Source organism: Enterococcus sp. AZ091, from assembly GCF_051714805.1.
GTDB lineage: Bacteria > Bacillota > Bacilli > Lactobacillales > Enterococcaceae > Enterococcus_D > Enterococcus_D gallinarum.
Genome location: NZ_JBIOSO010000001.1, coordinates 1,138,678 through 1,162,060, shown reverse-complemented (window position 1 = coordinate 1,162,060; position 23,383 = coordinate 1,138,678). Strand labels below are relative to the sequence as shown.

The window sequence follows — 23,383 nt, the reverse complement described above, 5'->3', positions numbered from 1 at the left end:
TTACTCTCCTATCAATTCCAGCGCTTGTTCTAGTGCTTTTTGTCCGTCCATCATACCGTAAGTTCGCATATCAATAGAAGCTGTTGGGCAAGCCACTAACCCTTGAACTTCTGCTAAACGATAAGAAACCTGTGGACCTAATAACACACAATCTGCACCTTTAGCCACACTAGCTACCGATTCGATTGAAAATGCGTCAATCGATACTGGAATAGCTTTTTTTTGAGCTGCTTGTTTCATATTATTTACTAAGACACCAGTAGACATTCCACCAGCACAAACTAAAACAATCTTTTTCATCTTAAATCCCCCACTTAATTTTAATTTATAGGCTGTCAGTACTTGTTATGCTTGCGCAATTTTTCCTTCTTCTGCCAGTGCTGCTTTATCTTGCCAGCGCATGAAAGGAATATAAATCAGCACACATAACACAAATTGGATCAGCTGAGCGATAATCCCTTGCCAGCCATTCGTTAAGAAACCGCCAAAAATGATTGGAAATCCTGTTGGGATATTAACGCCATTATGATAAGGCATAAAGCCAACAATCGTTAATAAATAAGCTGATAAAACAGAAACAGCTGGTGTTACCATAAGTGGTATCAACATCCTTATGTTCATCACCTGCGGAATCCCAAATTTGATTGGCTCTGAGATCCCAAACATAGAAGGAATCAATCCAATTTTCCCAACAGCTTTGAGCTGTTCTGATTTGCAACTGAAAATGGCTAATAAAGCTACTGCAAAGGAACGAGCGCCGCGATTGTTGAGTATAAAACCAATGGTAAACAAATGTGGCAATGGTTGACCAGCACTATAGACAGCCAAGTTGTCTAGCATAGGTTGATAAAAGACCAGCATCAACACTGGATAGACTGCCAATACACCATGGATACCGAAAAACCATAGGAATTCAATAAATGCCACAATAATCATGCAAGCAAACACATTGGCACCCAACAAGGTTAGCGGTGCTTGAACCCACGTGTAGATCATATCTGTTAACGTTCCATATGGAGTAGCTGCTATTGCAACATAAATAATCCCCATGATCGTGGAAACAATCACTCCAGGAACGATTGCAGCAAAGGACTTATTGACAATTGGTGGGACTGAGTCTGGCATTTTGATTGTCAGATTCTTTTCCACACATAGAATATAAATCCTTGCACCTAGTATCCCGCCGAACATTGCAACGAACATTCCGCTAGAACCCAGCGTCGAAAACTCGATCACTTTGGTCTCTTCGAATGTTGCGATGGGACTTAAAATCAAGAATGAAACTAAACTCATAATGCCAGCGTTTAATTGATCTGCATTCAAATGTTCCGCCAGTTTATAGCCAACTAAGAAGGCAACATAGACGGAAATGACATCGATGGTCATCGCATTGATTTGTGTCAACAATGATTTAAGACCTATTTGATCCATTATTTGTTGTGTATTGCCAATATCGATAGCATTGATTAAAGAAGCAATCGAACTGATCATCATAATCGGCATTAACCCCATCATGGCATTAGAGATCGCTTTCATATAAACATTATTTTGCACCTTAATTGCTCCCGCCAACACCTTATTCTTAAACGTATTCATAATATCCTCCTATCCTTAATTTTGTAAGTATTTTTCTCTTAACAGGCGGATTTTTTGTTGGGAAAAACCAAGTTTGTTGACCACATAGTCCTCAACTCCACCATAAGCACCGATTCGCGCCAATGCATTCTGCAAAAAATGACGATCAGCTTCTTTAAAATAGCGCATCGCCTGAACAAAATCGGGATTATCGGTCTCTTGAAGCAACCGCTGCAGGCTTTTCTCATTTTTTTCTTTTTTGTATACATTGGTTAAGAGATAGTCATGCATCACATCTGCTTCACTGACGCCAAGTAGTAATTGAATGAGAGCGACGCCATAACCAGTGCGATCTTTCCCTCCACGGCAATGTTGGACGATTGCCCCCTCTTCAGCTAAGTGAATTTCTAAGACTTCTCTATAAACGTCTTGACACTGTTTATTTTCAACAAATTCTTCATTCTGACGGATCATTAATTCTTTTGCCAGAGCCGCCGTCATTTTTTGGGGAGAAAGTGCACTTTCTTCATCATGTTCAGAAGAAGCTAGGGCAGCAATATCCGCAATGGGTGTCAAATAAAGAATCTCTGCATTACCGATCGGTCGATCTTCATTATTCAGTCTTTCCTTTTTATTTCGATAATCAATGATCTTACTGATTCCAAGTTGTACTAACTTTTCTTGATCTGCAGCTGTAATCTTGCTTAATTCATCAGAACGATAGAGTCGCCCACGTATGAGACGCTTTCCTTCTTTGTTACGGTAGCCGCCAAAATCGCGAAAATTGTATGCTCCTGATAGTTTGATTTTTTTGTCTGTCATAATCTACTCCTTTAAGTGATGGATAAATGTGATGAAGTCATTCGTTGCAATCAGTTCGTTCACTTTCTCAGATGATGTACATATTTTGATCAAATGATCGTTTAGCGACTTAGCCTTTAAATGGTCTTGCTCAGCAATGACTAGTAAGAAGACCAAACGAACCGATTGTTTATACCAAAATATTGGTTTCTTCAAATGGGCAACAGCAATCACTGTTTCCGATCCAATCAATACATTGGGGTGTGGAAAAGCAACCATCGGCAAGAAATCGGTTCCAAAAAAAGCTTCTCGTTCAAATACCAAAGCTTCAAAATTATTTGGCATCTGATATTGTTCGTTAATGCAATGACATAAAAAATGCAGCACTTCTTCTTTTGTTTCAAAGTCTTGGTCACAAATAAACAGCGGTTCCTTAAAGAAGGTCAAAAGTTTTTCAACGGTAAAAACAGTCGACAGTGCATCAGCTATTTTTTTGATCATTTCAGGCCGCATAAAATAGTCAAAACTCATTACAGGAATGGTTCCTTCATAAGGTAGATCGATCGATGAAAAGATAAAATCAAAGTCTTGTTCTTTTAGGAACTGAGCAAATTCATATTGATTACAAACCGTTACTTCTTTAATGTAATTTCGGAAATAGAATTCAAACTTTTCTTTTAAAAATGCATTGGCTGCTCTCCCCAGATCGTTTACAACTAAAATATACTTACGCTGCGTTTGTGAACTCTTCTTATTCAGGGCGACATCAAAGTGCATGGCTAAATAGCTAAGTTCATGATCGCTGATACGCTTATTGAAATGCGCAACGATTACTTGTCCAGCAATAATAGCTAAGTCGTACCCTACATTGCAATGGACTTTTACGTCATCTAACAGCGGGTTTTTCAGCTCAATTCCTAATTCGATTCGATCAATCAAAGGAACAAAGTGAAGCATCAGCATCGTCTGTAAGTCCAAATCTTGACTGAAGTCAATTTGTCTTCGGTTTTTGACTCTTTTTAGAACTTGCCTCACTAAGTCCGAAACTTCCTCTGAGACAACGTTTTTTTCATTTTTGGGAATGACCCGTTTCCCCACGATCTGACCAAGCACATAGTTTCGCTCACATTCTGTAAAAAGAACACCGCATTCTTCTTCGATCCGCTTGACGATTCGCTTGCCTAATAATGATTGTTCAGCATTGGTTCTTCCTCCAATAGGCAGATTGCGATCCAAGTAGCGGCCGCTTTGCATTCGCATTACAGCGATTGCTAGGTGATTGACTAAGTTCGTCACTATAGCTTCTGAAATCGGATAAGCTTTTTGAGAAAACTCAGCTAAAATGATTGCTTGAATCTGTCGATGCAACTGCGATGGCGTCCCTTCACTAGAAGGTAATTGGTGCAGTTGTTTAAGGTGTGTCTTTTGCAGATAATTGCTTGCCATAAAGCGACGTAAGTCGAATTCACTGCCGCAAAGCTTCATGCCGTAGTAAGGCTTTGTTTGGATGGATAAATTATAATGGCTTAAAATCCGTCGCAGTTTTTTGAGTTCTTGAGATAACTTGCTTTGTGAGATAAATAAGCGTTCACATAATAATTCTGACTTGATGTATTCGTCTTCTTGGACGAAGTACTCAATGATTTGTGTCACAAAATCTTCTTGAGGTGTGTTTTCTAAGCTACGTTGAAATAATTCATGATTGATTATTTGTAAAAACAAGCCACTTCCTTTCTTCCCTTGTATCACACAGCCATAAAATGATTGGCTTTGATTGATTTTCTCCACATATCTACGAACTGTTTTCGTACTGACACCTACTTTTGCAGCGATCTCTTTGGTTGTCATAAACCCGTCTTGCTCTGAAAGAGCCCTGATCAACAATAAGCTTATTTTTTCCATCTTTCTCTCCCTCATTAATTAGTTTAGAGTCTATTGTAGTCAACCTCCATAGGTATATGGTCCCTTTTATTAGGGTCAATTTCTACAAGAAGTTTTATCTTTAATAGTTAGGAGTAGCTGAAAAGGCGTATCACTTCGGATGCTACTAAAAAAAGCACTAGCACTGGCTAGAACGGAAACGCCCTTCAAAAGTTAACCCAAAAAACTAACTTTTGAAGGGTGTTTTATGAGAACGTTCCTTTATAAATGGGTCGAGTGATCCTGACTATATTTCCCCCACATTTATTTAGAGCGTACTCTTATGCTTAAAAAAAGGCTGTAGGCCTCCCTTTTCCGGGACATTGCCTACAGCCTGAAACCAGCTCAACAGCTGGTTTTTAATCTGGTACTATATGTGTTACCCACGATTGTCTAATGATGCACCAACAAATGCTTTGATCAATCGTTGTGGACGTGTTGGTCGTGAAATCAATTCGGGATGGAATTGGCAACCAACAAAGAATTTATTTTCTGGAATCTCAACGATTTCAACTAAGCGATTGTCTGGTGAGACACCTGAGAAGACCATACCTTCTGCTTCAAAGATTTCGCGGTATTTATTATTGAATTCATAACGGTGACGATGACGTTCTTGTACGACTTCTTCTCCTTCATAGGCTGCAGCTGTTTTCGTTCCTTTTTTGACTTTACATGGATACAAGCCTAAACGTAGCGTACCGCCTAAGTTTTCAATATTTTCTTGATCTGCCATCAAATCAATGATGTTGTTTGCTGTATCGGGATCAGTTTCTGCCGAATTCGCATTTTCTAACCCAACGACATTGCGGGCAAATTCCACGCAGGCCATTTGCATTCCCAGACAAATCCCTAGGAATGGGACATCATTTTCACGAGCATACCGAATCGCTTCGATCTTGCCTTCGATTCCACGATCGCCAAAACCGCCGGGAACTAAGATACCGTCTGCATCCTGTAAGTATTCGGCAACATTGTCTTTCGTTAACTCATGGGCTTTGATCCAATCGATCGTAATGTCGGCATCATAAGCAAAACCAGAATGTTTCAATGCTTCAACAACAGACAGATACGCATCTGGCAATTCCACATATTTCCCTACCAATGCAATGCGGACTTTCTTTTTCAAGTTCAATACTTTTTCCTCTAATGCTTGCCATTCTGTCATATCAGCTACTGGCGCATTCAATTTCAAGTGATCACAAACGATTTGATCCATTCCTTGTGCTTGTAAAGCCAATGGGATCGAATAGAGTGTTTCTACGTCTCGGGATTCGATAACCGCTTCAGGTGCAACATCACAAAATTGGGCCAATTTGTTTTTTGTTGATTGGGACACAGGTTGTTCAGTCCGAACCACTAGGATATTTGGTTGGATACCCAATCCTCGCAACTCTTTTACACTGTGTTGCGTTGGTTTGGTTTTCATTTCACCCGCTGCCTTTAAGTAAGGAATCAACGTTGTATGAATGTACATCACATTGTCCGAACCAACGTCAGCTTTCATTTGGCGCAACGCTTCTAGAAACGGCAACGACTCGATGTCGCCAACGGTTCCGCCGACCTCAGTGATGATGACATCTGAATCGGTCATTTTTGCTGCCCGCATGATTTTTTCTTTGATTTCATTGGTGATGTGCGGAATTACTTGGACAGTTGCTCCTAAGTATTCCCCTTTACGTTCTTTGCGCAAAACTTCTGAATAGATTTTTCCAGTCGTTACATTTGAGTATTTGTTCAAGTTGATGTCGATGAAACGTTCATAATGGCCTAAGTCCAAATCTGTTTCTGCACCATCATCGGTCACGAATACCTCACCATGTTGGTATGGGCTCATCGTTCCTGGATCAACATTGATGTAAGGATCAAACTTTTGGATCGTTACTTTTAAGCCACGATTCTTCAATAAGCGTCCTAGTGATGCTGCCACAATACCTTTACCGATCGAAGAAACCACACCGCCGGTTACAAAAATATATTTTGTCATAAACTGAAAAACTCCTTTTAAACTATTTTGCAGGAAAAGCACTTAGAAAATAAGAAAAGCTCCCTATCCATAAATGAATAGGGAGCGAAAATTCTAAATCACTTTCTGACTCTTTTTCAAGAGTGCCCAAACAGAATGATACAATCTTGCCTAGCAAAAGTCAAGCAAACTTTTCTCGAATCCTTTCTGGATGCGGATACATCGAAAAATCGCTGATTTCGATGAACATTCACAAATCGCTAAACTTCTTTCTTACTTTCTTAATGGATTCTTTGGGTCTGCTTGTCATAATGATTCTTGTAGAGGAAGCTCGGTGCTTTACTTGTTTTGTTACAAATGATCAGAAATCGTTTTCTTATCATTTTTGCGAAAACAAGGTGCAGGTTCGATTCCTGTCTTCTACTTTGAATAGATAACAGAACAAAACCGCTAGATTGGTTTTCTCTAGCGGTTTCTTTTTTTGTATCGGTTGTCACAGACGCTTCAATAGATTCTAAGGACCATCTTCCAATGACTTATTCGTTTGTTGCCTCTGCAGATCGAACGACTAGTAATTGATTAGTACAATTCAAGGTACTGCTCGCGTTCCCACTCAGAAACTGTTTGACGGAAAGCGGCCCATTCCAAACGTTTGGCTTCCACAAAGTTCGCAAAAATGTGTTTGCCCAATGCATCGATCATCACGTCATCTTTACGCAATTCTTTGATCGCATTGTGGATCGTTGATGGCAGGTCTTCGATTTGTGCTTCTGCACGTTCTTCTTCATTCATCACATAAATGTTGCGGTCCACTGCAGGCGGCGGTGTCAACTCACGACGGATACCATCTAAACCGGCTTGCAGCAAGACAGCCATTGCCAAATACGGATTAGCGGATGGATCAACGGAGCGCAATTCTAACCGGGTGGACAAGCCGCGAGATTCAGGAACACGAATCAGTGGTGAACGGTTGCGTCCTGACCAAGCAACATAAACCGGTGCTTCGTAACCTGGGACCAGACGTTTGTAAGAATTGACTGTTGGGTTGCAGACTGCTGTATAAGCACGGGCATGTTCAATCAAACCGGCTAGGAAATGATACGCCGTTTGGCTCAACTGCATTGGTCCTTCTTCATCAAAGAAGACATTTTCTTTTCCATTGAACAAGGACATATTGCAGTGCATACCTGACCCATTGATGCCATATAATGGTTTTGGCATAAATGTCGCATGCAATCCGTGTTTGCGGGCAATCGTTTTGACAACTAATTTGAAAGTTTGGATGTTATCGCACGCTTCTACCGCATCGGCATATTTAAAGTCGATTTCGTGCTGGCCTGGTGCTACTTCGTGGTGGGAGGCTTCCACTTCAAAACCAAGGCTTTCTAATTCTAATACGATATCGCGGCGGCAGTTCTCACCTAAGTCAGTCGGTGCAAAATCAAAATAGCCGCCTTTGTCATTTAGGTCTGTTGTGATTTCGCCATCTTCATCTAATTTGAAAAGGAAAAATTCCGGTTCAGGCCCAAGATTGAAAGAAGTAAAACCTAGAGATTCCATATCTGATAGTGCCCGTTTTAAATTGCCGCGAGGATCGCCAGCAAATGGCGTGCCATCAGGGTTGTAGATATCACAAATCAAACGAGCGACTTTGCCATGCTCACTTTCCCATGGGAAAATCATCCAAGTAGATAAATCTGGGTAAAGGTACATATCACTTTCTTCAATCCGTACGAATCCTTCAATGGAGGAGCCATCGAACATCATTTTGTTCTCAAGTACTTTTTCCAATTGGCTAACTGGTACTTCTACATTTTTGATCGTTCCCAAGATGTCAGTAAACATCAAGCGCAAGAAACGTACATTCTCGTCTTTAACGATTTGTTTGATATCTTCGGCTGTTCTTTCAATTTTCGGCATAATATCCCTTCCTTTGACCTTTATTCTTTCGTGCCACAACATTGATCTACATTAGCGGACCTTTTTGTTGGAATGGCTGTTGTTGATTCAGACCACCTTGCGCTAGGAGTTCGTCATAAAAGATTCGACGAACATCTTCGTCAGTCAGTGGCGGTTTGTTCTTTGCTTCTTGTTCTTTGGCAATTTTCATCTCGTACACACGTTTGATCCCAGCCATATTCAAACCATCTGACAGATAGTCTTTGATTTCTAATAGCGTATCGATATCATTTAATGAATACATGCGTCGATTACCATCACTGCGTTCTGGATGGATCAGTTCTTGTTCTTCATAGTAACGAATTTGACGAGCCGTCAGATCCGTTAGTTTCATCACTGTTCCAATCGGAAAGACAGACATCGAACGCCGCAACTCTTTTTCCCGCATAACGTGGCGCCTCCCTCATTTAGATGATCCTGCATAACTTAATTGAAACTATACCAATTGTTTTTTCCACTGTCAACCCTTCATGTAAGAAAAAGTGACATAGACATTTATTTTTTTTCTGTTTGGCAGAACAATCACTAGAAAACCATCCTTTTACTGGTTGAATGAAAAAAATTTCCAATGGGAATAACTGAAAAAAAACTGCGTGAAGGTATTAGAATTCCCTACACACAGCTCGACCACTTCATTTCCTGAGCGTTACTCTTCAATTGTTGGATAGATCCCGGCAGAACCTGGCAATGCAAAACCTTTTAGGTGATAGGTTTGATCTTCCTCGTCAAAGTCATTGGTAAGCAAGAGTGTTTCCCGCTTCAAACGGTTCAATCGCTTGCCTTCATTGGCAGCTAAAACGGTTTGATAAGGCTGCATGATTTGCATGAGTTCCATTTTAATTGCTTGGATCAGTTGTTCTTTCCCTTTACTGCTCTTGGCAGAAATCAAAACATTGGGGAACAGCGTCGGCACAAATTGTTCTGGATCAATGCGATCAGCTTTATTATAGATCGTCAGAACTGGGACTTGCGTCAATGATAGTTCTTCCATCAATGCTAAAACTGTTTTTTCTTGCTGTTGCCGATCATGAGAACCAGCATCAACCACATGCAGCAGCAGATCCATATTTTGACTCTCTTCTAATGTAGAATGAAAGGCATCGATCAATTGTGTCGGCAGTTCTTGAATAAAGCCGACAGTATCGGTAACGGTCACTTCCAATCCTTCCGGCAACCGCCAACGCTTTGTCAAAGGATCTAACGTCGCAAACAGTTGGTCTTGCTCATAGGTATCCGCGCTAGTCAATAAATTCAAAATCGTTGATTTCCCAGCATTGGTATACCCGATCAAACCGATCTGAAAGACTTGACTGTCGCGGCGTTTCTGACGGGTACGATCACGATGAGCAGCGACTTCCTTCAACTCTCGTTTAATGATCGTGATCCGATTACGGATATGGCGTCGATCCGTCTCCAGTTTGGTTTCTCCTGGTCCTCTCGTTCCAATACCGCCCCCCAGACGGGACATATTTTTCCCTTGTCCGATCAATCGAGGCAGCAAATAATCTAATTGTGCCAGCTCTACTTGCAGTTTTCCTTCTTTTGAACGAGCGCGCATAGCAAAGATATCTAAAATCAATTGGACACGATCAATAACGGGCGCCCCTAATTCTTCACCAATCAACTGGCTTTGTCGGGGTGTCAATTCATGATTGAAAATCACCAAATCAGCTTCATGGGCATCCACTAACTGTTGCAGTTCAGCCAATTTTCCTTTTCCGATCACTGTTTGCCGATCAACTTGCGGCCGTTTTTGGATCAGTGAAAAAATCACCTCTCCGTTTGCTGTTTTAGTCAAACTTTTCAATTCATTCATTGAGGACGCAAAGGTCGAATAATTTCGTTCTGTTTCTACGCCAACAAGGATTACGCGTTCTTGTGTCATTCCTTCTCCTCCAACCATTGGTCGATCGCTTTTTCGATCGAAGATACGTCCTCAGGATGCTGGACAAGATCGACCCATCTAGGAGCGAGTCGATTCTTGAACCAAGTCAGTTGCCGTTTGGCGTACCTGCGAGACTGTTGTTTGATTTGTGCGACCGTTTCTTCTAATGAACATGTACCGGCAAAATAAGGGGCAAATTCTTTGTACCCGATTCCTTTTGCTGCTTGGGTCTCAGGATGGATCAGCACCTGTTGTGCTTCCGCAACCAAACCTGCTGCCACCATTTGATCGACTCGCTGATCAATACGCTGATACAACAACTGTCGGTCTGTGGAAAGCCCAATCATAAAATAATCGTATACCGCTTCCGGTGCAGTAGTCGGAGCTGCAATGCTTGTTCCCGTTGTTTCCAAGACTTCCAACGCGCGGATCACTTTACGTTCATTGTTGTAATGGATCTTTGCTGCGGCTAAAGGATCTAATGCCTGCAACTTTTGCCATAGCGCTTCTTTGCCAATTCTTGCTGCTTCTTGCTGGTAGCGCTGCCGAACGGAAGGATCACTTTCCTCAGCGGCTCCTAATTGATAGTCATAGAGCAAAGCTTGGATATACAATCCGGTTCCCCCTGCTACGATAGGCAGATGGCCTCGTTGATGGATGGCCGTGATCAACTCGCGGGCTTCTTTTTGAAATTCTGCCACAGAATAGGATTCATGGCTGTCGCGAATATCGATCAGATGATGAGGGATTCCTTGCATTTCTGCAGCTGTTACCTTGGCTGTCCCAATATCTAAGCCACGATAGATCTGCATGGAGTCGCCGCTGATCACTTCTCCCTGATACTTTTTCGCCAGTTCGATGCTTAAGGCCGTTTTTCCAACCGCAGTCGGTCCGACTACCACAATCACTTTTTCCATCAATGAGCTTCCTCCTGAACCTTCCTTTGGACTTCCCGGACTCGCTCAGGAAAATTGGTAATAATTCCCGTGACCCCTACTGCAAGACAGTGACGAATTTCCGCTTCTGTATCGACTGTCCAAGGACGAATGGCAATCGGATAATCCGCGATCTGTTCCTCATGTTTCTTGACCCACTCATAGGCAGGATGAATCCCTTCAATGTAAGGGCGCGACAATGCTAACGGAGGTTTCTCCTCCGATTTTCCCATAATAAAGTCAAAGGTTGCTTGCGGTTCAATCGCATACAATCGATCCAATGTGTCAACATTGAATGAACAATACCAATGAGTAAAGGGCCAGCTTTGACTGGCTAACAATTCAGATACTTTCTTTTCGATCCCTTGATACTCGTAATGGTCTGTTTTCAATTCAATCGTTAAAATACCACGATAATTCTTTGCTGCTAAAAGATCGAGGACTTCCTTCAACGTCGGCACTTTTGTGGCGGCATAATCTTCTGAGAACCAGCTGCCGGCATTCAATTCTTTTAGTTCTGTCAGCGTTTTATCACAAATTCGGCCTTTGCCGTTCGTGGTGCGATCGACTGTTTCATCATGCATTACGATCAGGTGACCATCCTTTGATAGATGAACATCTAGTTCAATGATATCGGCTTTGACCCGAACTGCTTCTGCAAAGGCTGGTAACGTGTTCTCTGGACGGTCTCCACTACTGCCACGATGGGCAACGATTTGTACCATTTGTTTCACTCCAATCTTTTTCTATTTTACCACGGAACCCCATAGAACCAAACTCCTACTCCTTGTGCCATCCTCATTTTCTAAAGGCATCGCTAGGATTTGTATATATCAGAGAATCGACAAAAAAAGAGGCTATGACAGAAGTTTTTCCACAAAATGATCCTCCCAACAATCATGAAATTGCTCCTACTCTGACTCTGCAGCAGGTCTTCATCAAATACACGATGGAGAGCGCAATTCCGTTCACGTCCTTTGGATCATCTCGTTGCAACTTCTGTCACAGACTCAATGTTATAGCCCCATTCTCGATTGACTCGACTATAATGGTTTAGAAAAATAAGTTAATGGTTCATTGGTCAAATTTTTCATTTGCGTTTTGCGCTCATTGACCATTTCAGTCAGTGTATCCAAGAAATTCTCCATGATGACACGACCGCCTTTATACGTATAACCGCCGATCTTCACCGTTTCTTCTGGTGAAAGGATCACTCTGCGGGTACCGATTTTCTTGAAAAATTCTTCTAAAAAATAATTCGGCAAATAAAAGTTATTCTGTGCGGCAAAAGACTGTAAATAAGCAAAATCATCGATCGTTATATAACAGTCATCGAAAGCATCGAAACTGACATATTCGTCCATCAGGATCACCCGTTTTTGTAAAATTTCGCTGATTTTCCGGTTCAATTGGAGAAGTGTCTCGATTTCTTTGACTTTATGCTCCAACAGCCGTCGCCGTTTTTCTTTTTGTTCATCGTAACGAATTCTAAGATTGAAGATGATCGTTACTAATAAGGCGCCTACTAATACGCCGATAAAACCTGCAATCGCTACTGCCATTTTCTTCTGACCCTTTCATGCTTACTTTCTTTTTATTGTATCATAATTTAAAAGAGAGGCAAAAAAGATAACGAACTTTTTATTTGACCTTTATTGACCTAATGGGTATACTTACTTTTAGATATTGCAAAAACTTTGTGCTAAACTATATCTATATCGATTTTTAGGAGGACTAAAAAATGAATTTAATTCCTACAGTCATTGAACAATCATCTCGTGGCGAAAGAGCCTATGATATCTATTCTCGTCTATTAAAAGACCGCATCATTATGTTAAGTGGTCAAGTAACAGATGATTTAGCCAATTCGATCATCGCCCAACTTTTATTCTTGGATGCACAAGATTCTGAAAAAGATATCTACTTGTACATCAACTCACCAGGCGGAAGCGTAACAGCCGGACTAGCAATCTTTGATACCATGAACTTCATCAAAGCAGACGTGCAAACGATCGTTATGGGGATGGCTGCCTCAATGGGTTCATTCTTATTGACAGCTGGTGAAAAAGGCAAACGCTTTGCTTTGCCAAATGCTGAAATCATGATCCACCAACCATTAGGTGGCGCACAAGGACAAGCAACAGAGATCGAAATCGCAGCCCGTCACATTTTGCAAACTCGCGAACGCTTAAACAAAATCTTGTCTGAGCGAACAGGTCAACCGATCGAAGTCATCGAAAAAGACACAGACCGTGATAACTTCATGACTGCTCAAGAAGCAAAAGATTACGGCTTGATCGACGAGATCATGGAATCAAACAGCTTAAAATAATTCATCCATCAAAAAACCAGCTGTGCTGAAGCACGCTGGTTTTTTTGCGCCATTAAACGAGATCCGATTGACTTCGCTTGCCATTAATAAACATATTTCCCTTGCAAGTAGTCTTTTCCCAAGGAAACATAATGGGCGATATTGGCTTTGTTTTTGGCAATTTCTTCCTCTGTCAACGGACGAATCACTTTAGCAGGACGTCCAAAAGCCAGCACATTGGGCGGAATGATCGTTCCTTGAGTAACTAAAGAACCGGCACCAATCAAACTGTTTTCACCGATAACTGCATGGTTCAAAACAATGGAACTCATGCCGATTAAGGCCCCTTTTTCAATCTTACAGCCATGAAGCATGCACTGATGACCGACAGTCACATCTTCTGCAATGATCGTGGGTGCATCATGATCCACATGAATGATCGTCCCATCTTGAATATTGGTCCGCTCACCTACTCGAATATAATTTGCATCTCCCCGCAAAACTGCTTGGAACCAGACAGTCGCCTCACTGCCGATGGTGACATCTCCGACGACAGTCGCATTTGGCGCGATAAAGTTTTGCGTACTAGCAGTTTCTGCGTTTAGTTGATTTCGTTTTTGGCTATTTGTCTCTTTTTTCCGATCCATTGTTAAACTCCTTTAGGATTTTTCTTTCTCCACTATACTTTACTACTACACTTTACTACTATACTTTACTACTACACTTTACTACTATACTTTACTACTACACTTTACTACTATACTTTACTACTATACTACTCTATTCCTGTACTCAGGATACCACGAATAACTATGAAAACCATGAATCAGTCCGTAAGAGAACAGCGACTATATGCGGATATCTTTACACTTCATACAAAAAAAGAGTGCGGCTGACACCACACTCTTTTGACCTATTCTGCTTCTTCTGAAAACTGACTCTGATAAAGCTGACTGTAAAATCCGCCAGCTGCCAGTAGTGTTTCATGATTGCCTTTTTCTATGATTGCTCCTTGATCCATGACTAAGATCAAATCGGCTTCCCGAATCGTAGACAACCGGTGAGCAATGACGAAACTGGTTCGTCCTTCCATCACTTTGTCCATCGCTTTTTGGATCAACGCTTCGAGCCGTGTGTCCACAGAGCTTGTTGCTTCATCTAAGATCAAGATTTTCGGATTAGAAATGACTGCTCGAGCAATCGTCAAGAGTTGTTTTTGACCAAGCGAGATATTATCCCCTTCGGAATTGATAAACATCTCATAACCGTCCGGCATCGTCCGGATGAAATGATCCACATTGGCTGTTTTAGCTGCATCTACCACTTCATAATCGGTCGCATCTAACTTACCAAAACGAATATTGTCTCCGATCGTTCCTTCATACAACCAAGCATCTTGCAGAACCATGCCGAATAACGAACGGACATCGCTGCGGGCCATTTTCTTCGTATCAATACCATCAATCTTGATCGCCCCTTCGTTGACATCGTAGAAACGCATCAACAAATTGATCAATGTGGTCTTTCCGGCTCCAGTTGGTCCGACGATCGCTACCGTCTGACCAGCTTTCACTTCAAAGTTCAAATCTTTGATCAGCGGTTTCTTCGGATCATAGGCAAAACCGACATGTTCAAATTGAACATCCCCATGAAATTCCGCTGGCAATGGAATATCTGTTTGGTTGACTGGTTCTTCCGGTTCATCCAAAATTTCAAAAACCCGTTTTGCAGCTGCCGAAGCACTTTGTAAGACAGAGGAAAGCTGGGTAATATTCCCCATTGGCTGACTCACTTGCCAAATGTATTGGATAAAGGCTTGCAGTTGCCCTACCACGATCACACCGCCAATTACATAGAAACTTCCCATAACTGCCATAGCAATATACGTAAAGTAGGCAGTCATTTGAACTAACGGCATCATCAATCCCGAGACGAAGGCCGAACGGAAGCCGTAATAGCGCAGTTGGTGATTGACTTTTTTAAAGCCGTCAAGTGTTTGTTTTTCTCGTCCATAGACTTTCAATACACTGAAACCAGTCATATTTTCCTGAACATAACCGTTCAAGTCTCCTAATGCATTTTGCATGCCTTGGAAGTCTTTTTGCGATTTCTTAACGATCGTTCTTGAAATGATCAATGACGTTGGAATCATGATCAATGCGATCAACGCCATAAACGAATTGATATAAAACATCATCGCTATCGCCATGATGATTCCTAGAAAGGCATTGACGATCCCGATCAAGGCTTGCTGCATCGCACCACTGACTGCATCCACATCGTTCGTTACCCGTGACAAGATATTTCCTTGCTGATTTTTGTCAAAATATGAAACAGGCAAGCGGTTGATCTTTTCTTCAATGTCTTGACGTAAATCACGCATCGCAGATTGAACGACATTTGTGATCAAAAGCCCTGACATTAATTGTGAGAAACAATACCCTACACCGACAACGGTGATCCAGATCAAACAAACGATGATGTAATCAAAATTCAGCGGCTCTCCCGCTGCAATATTCCGACTGATCTCTGTTGTAGGCAATCCGGACACATACGGCAATGCCGCGTTAAAGCCAACTGTAGCGACAGTAAAAAGTAAGACTAAAATAAAGGAGACTTTGTAGGGTTTGATGTAGCGCCCTAAACGTTTTAAAGAAGAGAATGCTTTCATTGTGCCAACTCCTCCTCTGATAATTGTGATGCTGCAATGTCGTAATAAACCGAGCAGTTTTCCAACAGTTCTTTGTGGGTGCCGATACCAACTACATCGCCTTCATTCAACACAATGATTTTATCCGCGTGCATGATCGTCCCCACACGTTGCGCCACGATCAAAACAGTTGATTCGGTCGTTTCTTTTTTCAAACGCGCCCGTAATTTGGCATCGGTTTGATAATCCAGTGCAGAAAAACTATCATCAAAAATATAGATCTCGGGACGACGGATCACCGCACGAGCGATCGCCAGCCGTTGTTTCTGACCACCAGAAAAGTTCGTGCCTCCTTCTGCTAGACGTGCATCAAAGCCATCCGGTGTTTTAGCAATAAAATCAGCTGCTTGTGCGATCTCAACCGCACGTTCTAAGTCCGCTTGTGTCGCATCTTCTTTCCCATAGCGCAGATTTTCTGCGATCGTTCCAGTGAACAGCAACGCTTTTTGGGGAATAAATCCGATCTTATTTCTCAAAGCGGACAAGCTGTACTCGCGAACATCGATCCCATCAATCAAAACCTGTCCTTTTGTGACATCATAAAAACGAGGGATCAATTGGATCAATGTTGATTTCCCGCTTCCAGTACTGCCGATGAAAGCAACTGTTTCACCAGGAGAAGCAGTAAAACTAACATTGCGGATCACAGGACTCTCAGCATGTCCCGGATAGGCAAATGTCACATTCTTAAATTCCACATATCCTTTGGTCTTGCCTTCTGTCACTGGCTGTTCGGCTTCCACGATTTCTGAAGTCATATCCAATGCCTCCTGAATCCGTCGGGCTGAGACCGCTGCACGTGGATACATCGTAAAGACAGTCGCAAACAACATGAATGAGAATAGAGCATGGAAGATGTATTCGATAAAAGCAATCAAGTCACCGACTTGCAGTTGCCCATTTTCGATTTGAATACTTCCTGACCAAATGATCAGTACCATCACGATATTGAATAAGAAGAAAAAGCCCGGCTGTGCTGTCGCCATCAAACGGAACAAGCTGCGAGAGCTGGATGCATACGCTTGATTGACTTTGCTAAAGCGTTTCTCTTCAAATTTCTCATTTACGAACGCACGGATGACCCGTAAACCAGACAAGTTTTCCCGCAAAATACCATTGATCTTATCCAAATTGGCTTGCTGCTTGTTAGACAACGGCTCGGAAATCTTTGCGATGGCTATCACAGCAATCAACAAGATCGGCAGTGCCCCTAACACATACATCCCTAATTTTGTACTTGTCCGCATGACCATATACAAACTGACCGCAAACATCATCGGCGTCATCAATCCGATCCGCAGAATATTCTGCAAGAACAACATGATTTGATATGCATCATTGGTCACCCGAGTAATCAAGGATGAAACACCGATTTTTTCATATTCCGTATGTGAATAACCTTGCACCTTTTCAAAAAGATCATCTCGAACATCTGCTACGATATTCGTTGTGATTCTTGAGGTAAAGTACCCTAACATAATATTCATTGCGATCCCTGTCAAAGTAATAGCAATCATTGCCATTCCCATCTTCCAGATATACTCTCGGTCACCATTTCGAATACCGACATCGATCATTCGAGCCAGCAATGTGGGTAATCCTAGTTCAATCAAAATAAATCCAAACACACAGATGAAATTAAAAACCAACAGTTTTTTATTGCGCATTGTGTAATGCCACATTAATTTCAAAAAAGCCCCTCCTTTTTTTACACATTACTTTTACTATATCATAGTCCCAATTTCAAGTAACCCACTTCCCGAAGAAAAAAAGGAGATATTTTAAAGTATTTTTTTAAGGATGACCAAGGGAAGCCCTTTCAAACCAACTAGTTTCTATACTTATTTACTTTTCTATGATAAACTAATACTACTTGTAATGGAACGATTTACAAAAACCGGTGAATTTTTTATGACAACATTTGGAAAGCAAAGACGAGGCTTTCTCTTTTTTCTCACAACGATTGTCTGGAAAAAGCATGTAGCGGTCCACTGACGACCCCCACTTTTCAGGTCACTTATCTAGGGCCTTGATTTTGTGATGCACCGAATCGAACAAAACGATAAACTACTGCATTAGCAGATAAAGGAGAATTTGTATGATTTACAAAGTTTACTATCAAGAAACAAAAGACCGCAACCCAAAAAGAGAACAAACCCATTCCCTGTACATTGACGCAGAAAGCGCGGTTGCTGCACGCCGTACAGTCGAACAAAACACCCCATATAACATCGAGTTTATTCAAGAACTTGATGAAAAACATCTTGCGTATGAAAAAGAGAACGCTGATTTCAAATTAGCGGAGTTTTAATAATGAAAGTTTCTCTAAAAAATAATGAAACTGGCGTATTCGGCGTCGGCGGACTAGGCGAGATCGGAAAAAACTGTTATGGGGTTCAATTCCAAGACGAGATCATCTTGATTGATGCCGGGATCAAATTCCCGGAAGATGAACTGCTTGGGATCGACTATGTGATTTCCGATTATAGCTACATTGTCCAAAACATCACGAAAGTCAAAGGCTTAGTCATCACTCATGGTCATGAAGATCATATTGGTGGTATTCCTTACCTTCTGCGTGAAGCAAATATCCCAATCTATGCTGGTCCATTAGCATTGGCTTTGATTACCAACAAGTTGGATGAACACGGGTTACTGCGAGATGCTACATTACATGAGATCAATGAAGATACCGTGATTCGCTTCCGCAAAACATCGGTCAGCTTTTTCCGAACGACCCACAGTATTCCTGATGCGCTAGGCGTTGTGGTGAAAACACCTTCGGGAAATATCGTAGCAACTGGTGACTTTAAGTTCGATTTCACACCCGTGGGCGAACCAGCAAACCTACACAAAATGGCCAAAATCGGAGAAGAAGGTGTGCTATGCCTCCTTTCTGACAGTACCAATGCTGAGATTCCGACCTTTACCAAGTCAGAAAAAACGATTGGTAGTTCGATCCGCAAGATTTTCGAAAAAATCGAAGGCCGGATCATCTTTGCCAGCTTCGCTTCCAATATTTTCCGTTTGCAACAAGCAGCAGATGCTGCGGTTGCCACAGGTCGTAAGATCGCTGTCTTCGGTCGAAGTATGGAAAATGCGATCGTTAATGGGCAGCGCTTAGGTTATATCAAAGTCCCTGACGGTACATTTGTCGAATCTCATGAGATCAATCGCTTACCAGCTAATGAAACCATGATCCTATGTACTGGCTCTCAAGGGGAACCAATGGCAGCCCTTAGTCGGATCGCCAATGGTACTCATCGACAAATTCAGATCCATCCAGACGATACGGTCATTTTCTCTAGTTCACCGATCCCTGGAAATACGACTAGTGTCAACCACTTGATCAACTTGCTGTTAGAAGCAGGTGCACATGTGATCCACGGGAAATTGAATAATATCCATACCTCGGGACATGGTGGTCAAGAAGAACAAAAATTGATGCTTCGTTTGATGAAGCCTAAGTTCTTTATGCCGGTCCATGGAGAGTTCAGAATGTTGAATATCCATACCCAACTGGCACAAGATGTCGGCGTTCCAAAAGAGAACTGTTTTATTATGGAAAACGGTGATATGCTGGCGTTAACTGCAGATTCTGCTCGTCGAGCAGGTCATTTCAATGCGGGTGATGTCTATGTTGATGGTAGTGGAATTGGCGACATCGGTAACGTTGTCTTACGAGACCGTCGTATCTTATCAGAAGAAGGCTTAGTGCTAGCCGTAGCCACCGTCGACTTGGCGAAAAAAGAAGTCTTAGCAGGACCAGACATTCTTTCCCGCGGATTCGTCTATATGCGGGAATCTGGCGAGATGATCAATGAAGCACAACAGATCCTGTTCCGTGCCCTCAGAGAAGTCTTGAACCAGCCAGATCCTAGCGAACATAAAATGCGAGAAGCCATGTCAGCTGCTTTGCAACCCTTCTTATTTGAAAAAACAGAACGTCACCCAATGATTCTTTCGATGATCATGACACCTGACGACCTCTAACAAAAAAACTCGACCAAACCCTCAATGGAATTGGTCGAGTTTTTTATTTTTCATCCTACTGACTTCCTCAGGTTTAAGACTCTCTTCTTTCGAAATTGGACGCAGGATTATCGATATTGTCTCTTGCCACAGCTATTTAAAACTACTTTGGAAACTTAGCTATATTGGAGGCTATATTAAAAACTGTCTTAAAAACGATCTAAGAAGTGATCTCACCGATACATCTCTTCAGGAGAACTATCTACTTTTCGCTAAGCACCAGTTTAATGGTTTTAACTTCATATGGATGCAATGAAAATGCGATCGGCTCCGCTTTTAACTCTTCGCTAGCTTCTTCCATCATGTTCGTCTCTTGCCAGCGAATTTTGCCAGTTCCATGACAGTGAATGGTAACGTCGCGATCGCTCCCTAAATGGTCATAGCAACGCAAAATCCACCCGCTTTGATCTTCCGCTAACTTCAATGCGTCGATTATCACACTTTCATCAGCCTCGATTTCAAGAGGAATACTTGCCATCTCTATTTGAAGTTGACTCAATGGTGCATTGATCTCCCAAGCTTCTTCCATCACCTGACCAGTTGCAAAATCTCCTTGATGCGGAAATAGGCTGTAGGTAAGCGTGTGGGAACCAAGATCTGCCTGAGGATCCGGGTATGTTGCTCCTTTTAATAAAGATAATCGCAGCTGATTGCCTTTGATATCGTAGCCGTATTTGCAGTCGTTCAAAAGGGCCACCCCGTAATCCATTTGTGCAACATCCGCCCACTGATGACCTACTGTCTCAAATTTGGCGATATCCCAGCTCGTGTTCCAGTGAGTTGGACGCTTCACATTCCCATGCTGAATATCAAAAATAGCTTCTGTCGCGCGAATATTGACATCAAATTTCACTTTCAACAATTGCTGGCGTTCTTGCCAATCCACCGTGGTAACAAAATCAATTCGCTTCGTATGAGCATAGAAATAGATTTTTTGTAAAATAGTTGACTGCCCAAAAGTGACTTGCTGTTCTAAGACAGTAAACAAAGGATTGTTCGCGATGACTTGAATGCCTGCACTGCTTAACTCCGTGCCTTTTTCTTGATAAAAAAGATCGATATCCCACGCATCGAAATTCAATGGTTTGTCTTCAAATAATTGAAAGACATTCCCTGTCCCAGCAAGCACTTCTCGTTGTGCGGTTTTGTCATAGATCTGGGTCAAATGCCCCGCCTCATTCCATCGGACTTGATAAAACGGAGTCTCGAGTCGGTCTTTTTCACTAACGGACACTGCTTCCAATGGCAACGCACAGATACAATCCGGCAAAAGACTCGCTTGGAATGCTGGCAAATGTACCAGAGCGTAACAAGAACCGTCGAAGAAAACTTGCTGCTGTTCAGGTACCGTGCCCGGTGCTACTGCAATGATGCTTGTTCGCTGCCAAGCGGCTGTATTGATGATACGTAATTGTTGTTCTTCTGTCTCAAGAGCAGTTGTCAGAGCATGAAGCTGCTTTTGACAAGCAAGTGCTTCGTTCCGATAATCTTGATAGACTTCTTTGATGGAAGAGCCCGGGATAATGTCATGAAATTGATTCTTCAAGACGCTTTTCCAAAGCTTTTCGAATACTGCAGCAGGATAAGCCGTTCCTGCTGTCATAGACTGAAGACTGTACAAACATTCAAGTTCCCGCAAGCGTATTTCAAACCAGCGATTCATTTTCTTGATAAAGGCCTGCGAAGTATAGGTACCGCGATGGTACTCCAAATACAGTTCCCCATCCCAGATTGGTAGATCGTTCGAATTTTGGTCGACAGTTTCATGTAACTCTTCAAAAAAGTCAGCAGCCCGACCCGTTTTAAGCATCGGTAATCCCGGAATTTCAGCCATCTTTCTGCGGTTTTCCAACATTTCTCGGGTGACACCACCGCCGCCATCTCCATGTCCATAGGAAATCAATAGATGTTGATTCAATGCTTTATTCTGATAGCTGCGATATACTCCTAAAACCGTCTCCGGGGTCAGCAACCCATTATACGTGTAAAACCAATTGGATTTTTCTGTCCAGCTGCCACCACCTGGAACGGGTGTCGTGATGAAATGCGTCAAAATTTCAGAGCCATCGATCCCCTTCCATAGAAAGGTGTCGTTTGGCATGCGATTGTATTGATTCCAACTTATTTTCGTCGTCATAAAGGTATTGATTCCACTTTTTTTCAGAATCTGCGGCAACGCCCATGAATACCCAAAAACATCCGGCAGCCAGAGATAGGTGCTTTCTCGCCCGAATTCCTCGCGAATAAACTTTTTTCCGTAGAGAATCTGGCGAATAAGGGATTCGCCACTAGGCAGATTACAATCTGCTTCGACCCACATGGCGCCATCAACTTCCCAGCGGCCTTCTGCGATTCGTTGTTTGATTTGCACATACAATTCAGGATAGTCCTCTTTGATATATTGGTAAATTTGCGGCTGAGTTTGAAGGAACACATATTCTGGGTATTCTTTCATCAATTTCAAGACTGTAGAAAAGCTGCGGGCCGCCTTTTCACGCGTGTGCTTCAACTGCCAAAGCCACGCAAGATCAATGTGGGTGTGTCCAATCGCTGTGACTTGAACCAAGTCACTTTTGGGAAGTGCTTGCAGCGCCTCTTTTAGAAAAAGATGTGCTTCCCGCAAACTATCATAAAACTGCGGTGATCCTTTTTCTCGCCAATCGATCCGTTGAAACGAACCATTCAACATCTTGAGCAGCCGATATTTGCGGTCATGGTCCTCTGCTAATTGCTGGATCGTTTCTAAAATCATTTTAGAAAGATAAAAATAATTGTTGGCTTCTTCATCCAAATAACCGATAAATGCAACTTTCAGTTCATGGGTCAGCTGCCGTTCTTCGCCACCGCCTTCTAGTCCAGACCATAACTTCAGTGCAACGATCACTTCTTTTCCTAAATGTGCAGGTTCTAATAGAAATTCTTTGTGGTTGGCGTCGATTCCCTGAACAGGGACACCATCAATAAATAAAAGTGATTCAAAACCAGAGTTATTGCCGCCACCAGTTTTTCCAAAATCAAAAAACAATATATTCATCTTCGGGGGAATGGTGACTTTCGCTTGAAGCCATAAATAGCGATCCCTTCCTTGCCACGTTTCCCCTATGTGCATGACTTGTTCAGTCGAAAAGAGTGGCGGATATTTCTGACACTTTGTCTGATCCTCTGTGACAAACCATTGCTGGATCTGACGCTTGTTTCGATACCTCAATGCCTCGATTTCTTGAATGCGGCGCTTGATTTTTGCTTCTTGCATAAAATAATCCATTTTGTTCTGCTCCTTTGGCATTCACTA

18 protein-coding genes are annotated in these 23,383 nt (G+C 42.1%); 3 read left to right on the top strand and 15 right to left on the bottom strand.

Going from position 1 to position 23,383, the window contains the following annotated elements:
* The 11 genes from IGJ28_RS05965 to IGJ28_RS05915 form a co-directional block, all read right to left on the bottom strand.
* On the bottom strand, nt 1-300 hold the full coding sequence (locus IGJ28_RS05965) for a PTS sugar transporter subunit IIB (protein ID WP_081132077.1): 300 nt from the start codon (nt 298-300) through the stop codon (nt 1-3).
* Between the two features lie 45 nt (nt 301-345).
* Entirely contained in the window at nt 346-1,596 is a 1,251-nt protein-coding gene (locus IGJ28_RS05960) for a PTS sugar transporter subunit IIC (RefSeq protein ID WP_438845289.1), read from the bottom strand.
* 15 nt (nt 1,597-1,611) lie between these two features.
* Nucleotides 1,612-2,397 (bottom strand): tyrosine-protein phosphatase, encoded by a 786-nt coding sequence (locus IGJ28_RS05955; RefSeq protein ID WP_081132079.1) that lies wholly within the window; start codon nt 2,395-2,397, stop codon nt 1,612-1,614.
* Between the two features lie 3 nt (nt 2,398-2,400).
* Nucleotides 2,401-4,278 (bottom strand): BglG family transcription antiterminator, encoded by a 1,878-nt coding sequence (locus IGJ28_RS05950; protein WP_252712085.1) that lies wholly within the window; start codon nt 4,276-4,278, stop codon nt 2,401-2,403.
* A 397-nt stretch (nt 4,279-4,675) separates the two neighbouring features.
* Complete coding sequence (locus IGJ28_RS05945; RefSeq protein WP_003127367.1) at nt 4,676-6,280, bottom strand: CTP synthase; 1,605 nt, start codon at nt 6,278-6,280, stop codon at nt 4,676-4,678.
* Between the two features lie 558 nt (nt 6,281-6,838).
* Entirely contained in the window at nt 6,839-8,179 is a 1,341-nt protein-coding gene (gene glnA / locus IGJ28_RS05940; RefSeq protein ID WP_005471630.1) for a type I glutamate--ammonia ligase, read from the bottom strand.
* Nucleotides 8,180-8,225: 46 nt separating this feature from the next.
* Nucleotides 8,226-8,606: a MerR family transcriptional regulator gene (locus IGJ28_RS05935; RefSeq protein ID WP_003127364.1), complete on the bottom strand. Its 381-nt coding sequence runs from the start codon at nt 8,604-8,606 to the stop codon at nt 8,226-8,228.
* Between the two features lie 258 nt (nt 8,607-8,864).
* Nucleotides 8,865-10,103: a GTPase HflX gene (gene hflX, locus IGJ28_RS05930; protein ID WP_081132081.1), complete on the bottom strand. Its 1,239-nt coding sequence runs from the start codon at nt 10,101-10,103 to the stop codon at nt 8,865-8,867.
* Nucleotides 10,100-11,020: a tRNA (adenosine(37)-N6)-dimethylallyltransferase MiaA gene (miaA, locus tag IGJ28_RS05925; protein WP_081132082.1), complete on the bottom strand. Its 921-nt coding sequence runs from the start codon at nt 11,018-11,020 to the stop codon at nt 10,100-10,102. The genes hflX and miaA overlap by 4 nt, the downstream gene beginning before the upstream one ends.
* A complete protein-coding gene (locus IGJ28_RS05920) occupies nt 11,020-11,763 on the bottom strand; it encodes a glycerophosphodiester phosphodiesterase (RefSeq protein ID WP_081132083.1) in 744 nt (247 codons plus the stop codon). Before IGJ28_RS05920 ends, miaA begins: the two co-directional genes overlap by 1 nt.
* A 318-nt stretch (nt 11,764-12,081) precedes the next feature.
* Nucleotides 12,082-12,600, bottom strand: coding sequence for a hypothetical protein (locus IGJ28_RS05915; protein ID WP_003127360.1), 519 nt, complete (start codon nt 12,598-12,600; stop codon nt 12,082-12,084).
* A 179-nt stretch (nt 12,601-12,779) separates the two neighbouring features.
* On the opposite strand from IGJ28_RS05915, the gene clpP reads away from it, so the two are divergent.
* Complete coding sequence (gene clpP / locus IGJ28_RS05910; RefSeq protein WP_003127359.1) at nt 12,780-13,370, top strand: ATP-dependent Clp endopeptidase proteolytic subunit ClpP; 591 nt, start codon at nt 12,780-12,782, stop codon at nt 13,368-13,370.
* 83 nt (nt 13,371-13,453) lie between these two features.
* On the opposite strand, the gene IGJ28_RS05905 is transcribed toward clpP, so the two are convergent.
* The 3 genes from IGJ28_RS05905 to IGJ28_RS05895 all read right to left on the bottom strand — a co-directional run bounded on the left by IGJ28_RS05905 (nt 13,454) and on the right by IGJ28_RS05895 (nt 17,750).
* Nucleotides 13,454-13,996 (bottom strand): gamma carbonic anhydrase family protein, encoded by a 543-nt coding sequence (locus tag IGJ28_RS05905; protein ID WP_003127358.1) that lies wholly within the window; start codon nt 13,994-13,996, stop codon nt 13,454-13,456.
* Between the two features lie 266 nt (nt 13,997-14,262).
* The gene (locus IGJ28_RS05900) at nt 14,263-16,020 is read right to left on the bottom strand and encodes an ABC transporter ATP-binding protein (protein ID WP_438845288.1); all 1,758 of its coding nucleotides are present in this window, start codon (nt 16,018-16,020) and stop codon (nt 14,263-14,265) included.
* Nucleotides 16,017-17,750 carry an ABC transporter ATP-binding protein gene (locus IGJ28_RS05895; protein WP_103300569.1) on the bottom strand — a complete coding sequence of 578 codons (1,734 nt, stop codon included), beginning with the start codon at nt 17,748-17,750 and terminating at the stop codon, nt 16,017-16,019. The genes IGJ28_RS05900 and IGJ28_RS05895 overlap by 4 nt, the downstream gene beginning before the upstream one ends.
* Before the next feature lie 407 nt (nt 17,751-18,157).
* Here IGJ28_RS05895 and IGJ28_RS05890 point away from each other — a divergent pair, with 407 nt between their 5' ends.
* Nucleotides 18,158-18,370: a DNA-directed RNA polymerase subunit epsilon gene (locus tag IGJ28_RS05890; RefSeq protein ID WP_003127351.1), complete on the top strand. Its 213-nt coding sequence runs from the start codon at nt 18,158-18,160 to the stop codon at nt 18,368-18,370.
* A 2-nt stretch (nt 18,371-18,372) separates the two neighbouring features.
* A complete protein-coding gene (gene rnjA / locus IGJ28_RS05885; protein ID WP_195957462.1) occupies nt 18,373-20,052 on the top strand; it encodes a ribonuclease J1 in 1,680 nt (559 codons plus the stop codon).
* A 241-nt stretch (nt 20,053-20,293) separates the two neighbouring features.
* Here the strand turns inward: rnjA and IGJ28_RS05880 are convergent, their stop codons facing one another.
* Nucleotides 20,294-23,356, bottom strand: a complete 3,063-nt coding sequence (locus IGJ28_RS05880; RefSeq protein ID WP_252712083.1) for an alpha-mannosidase — start codon at nt 23,354-23,356, stop codon at nt 20,294-20,296.
* Between the last annotated feature and the right edge of the window lie 27 nt (nt 23,357-23,383).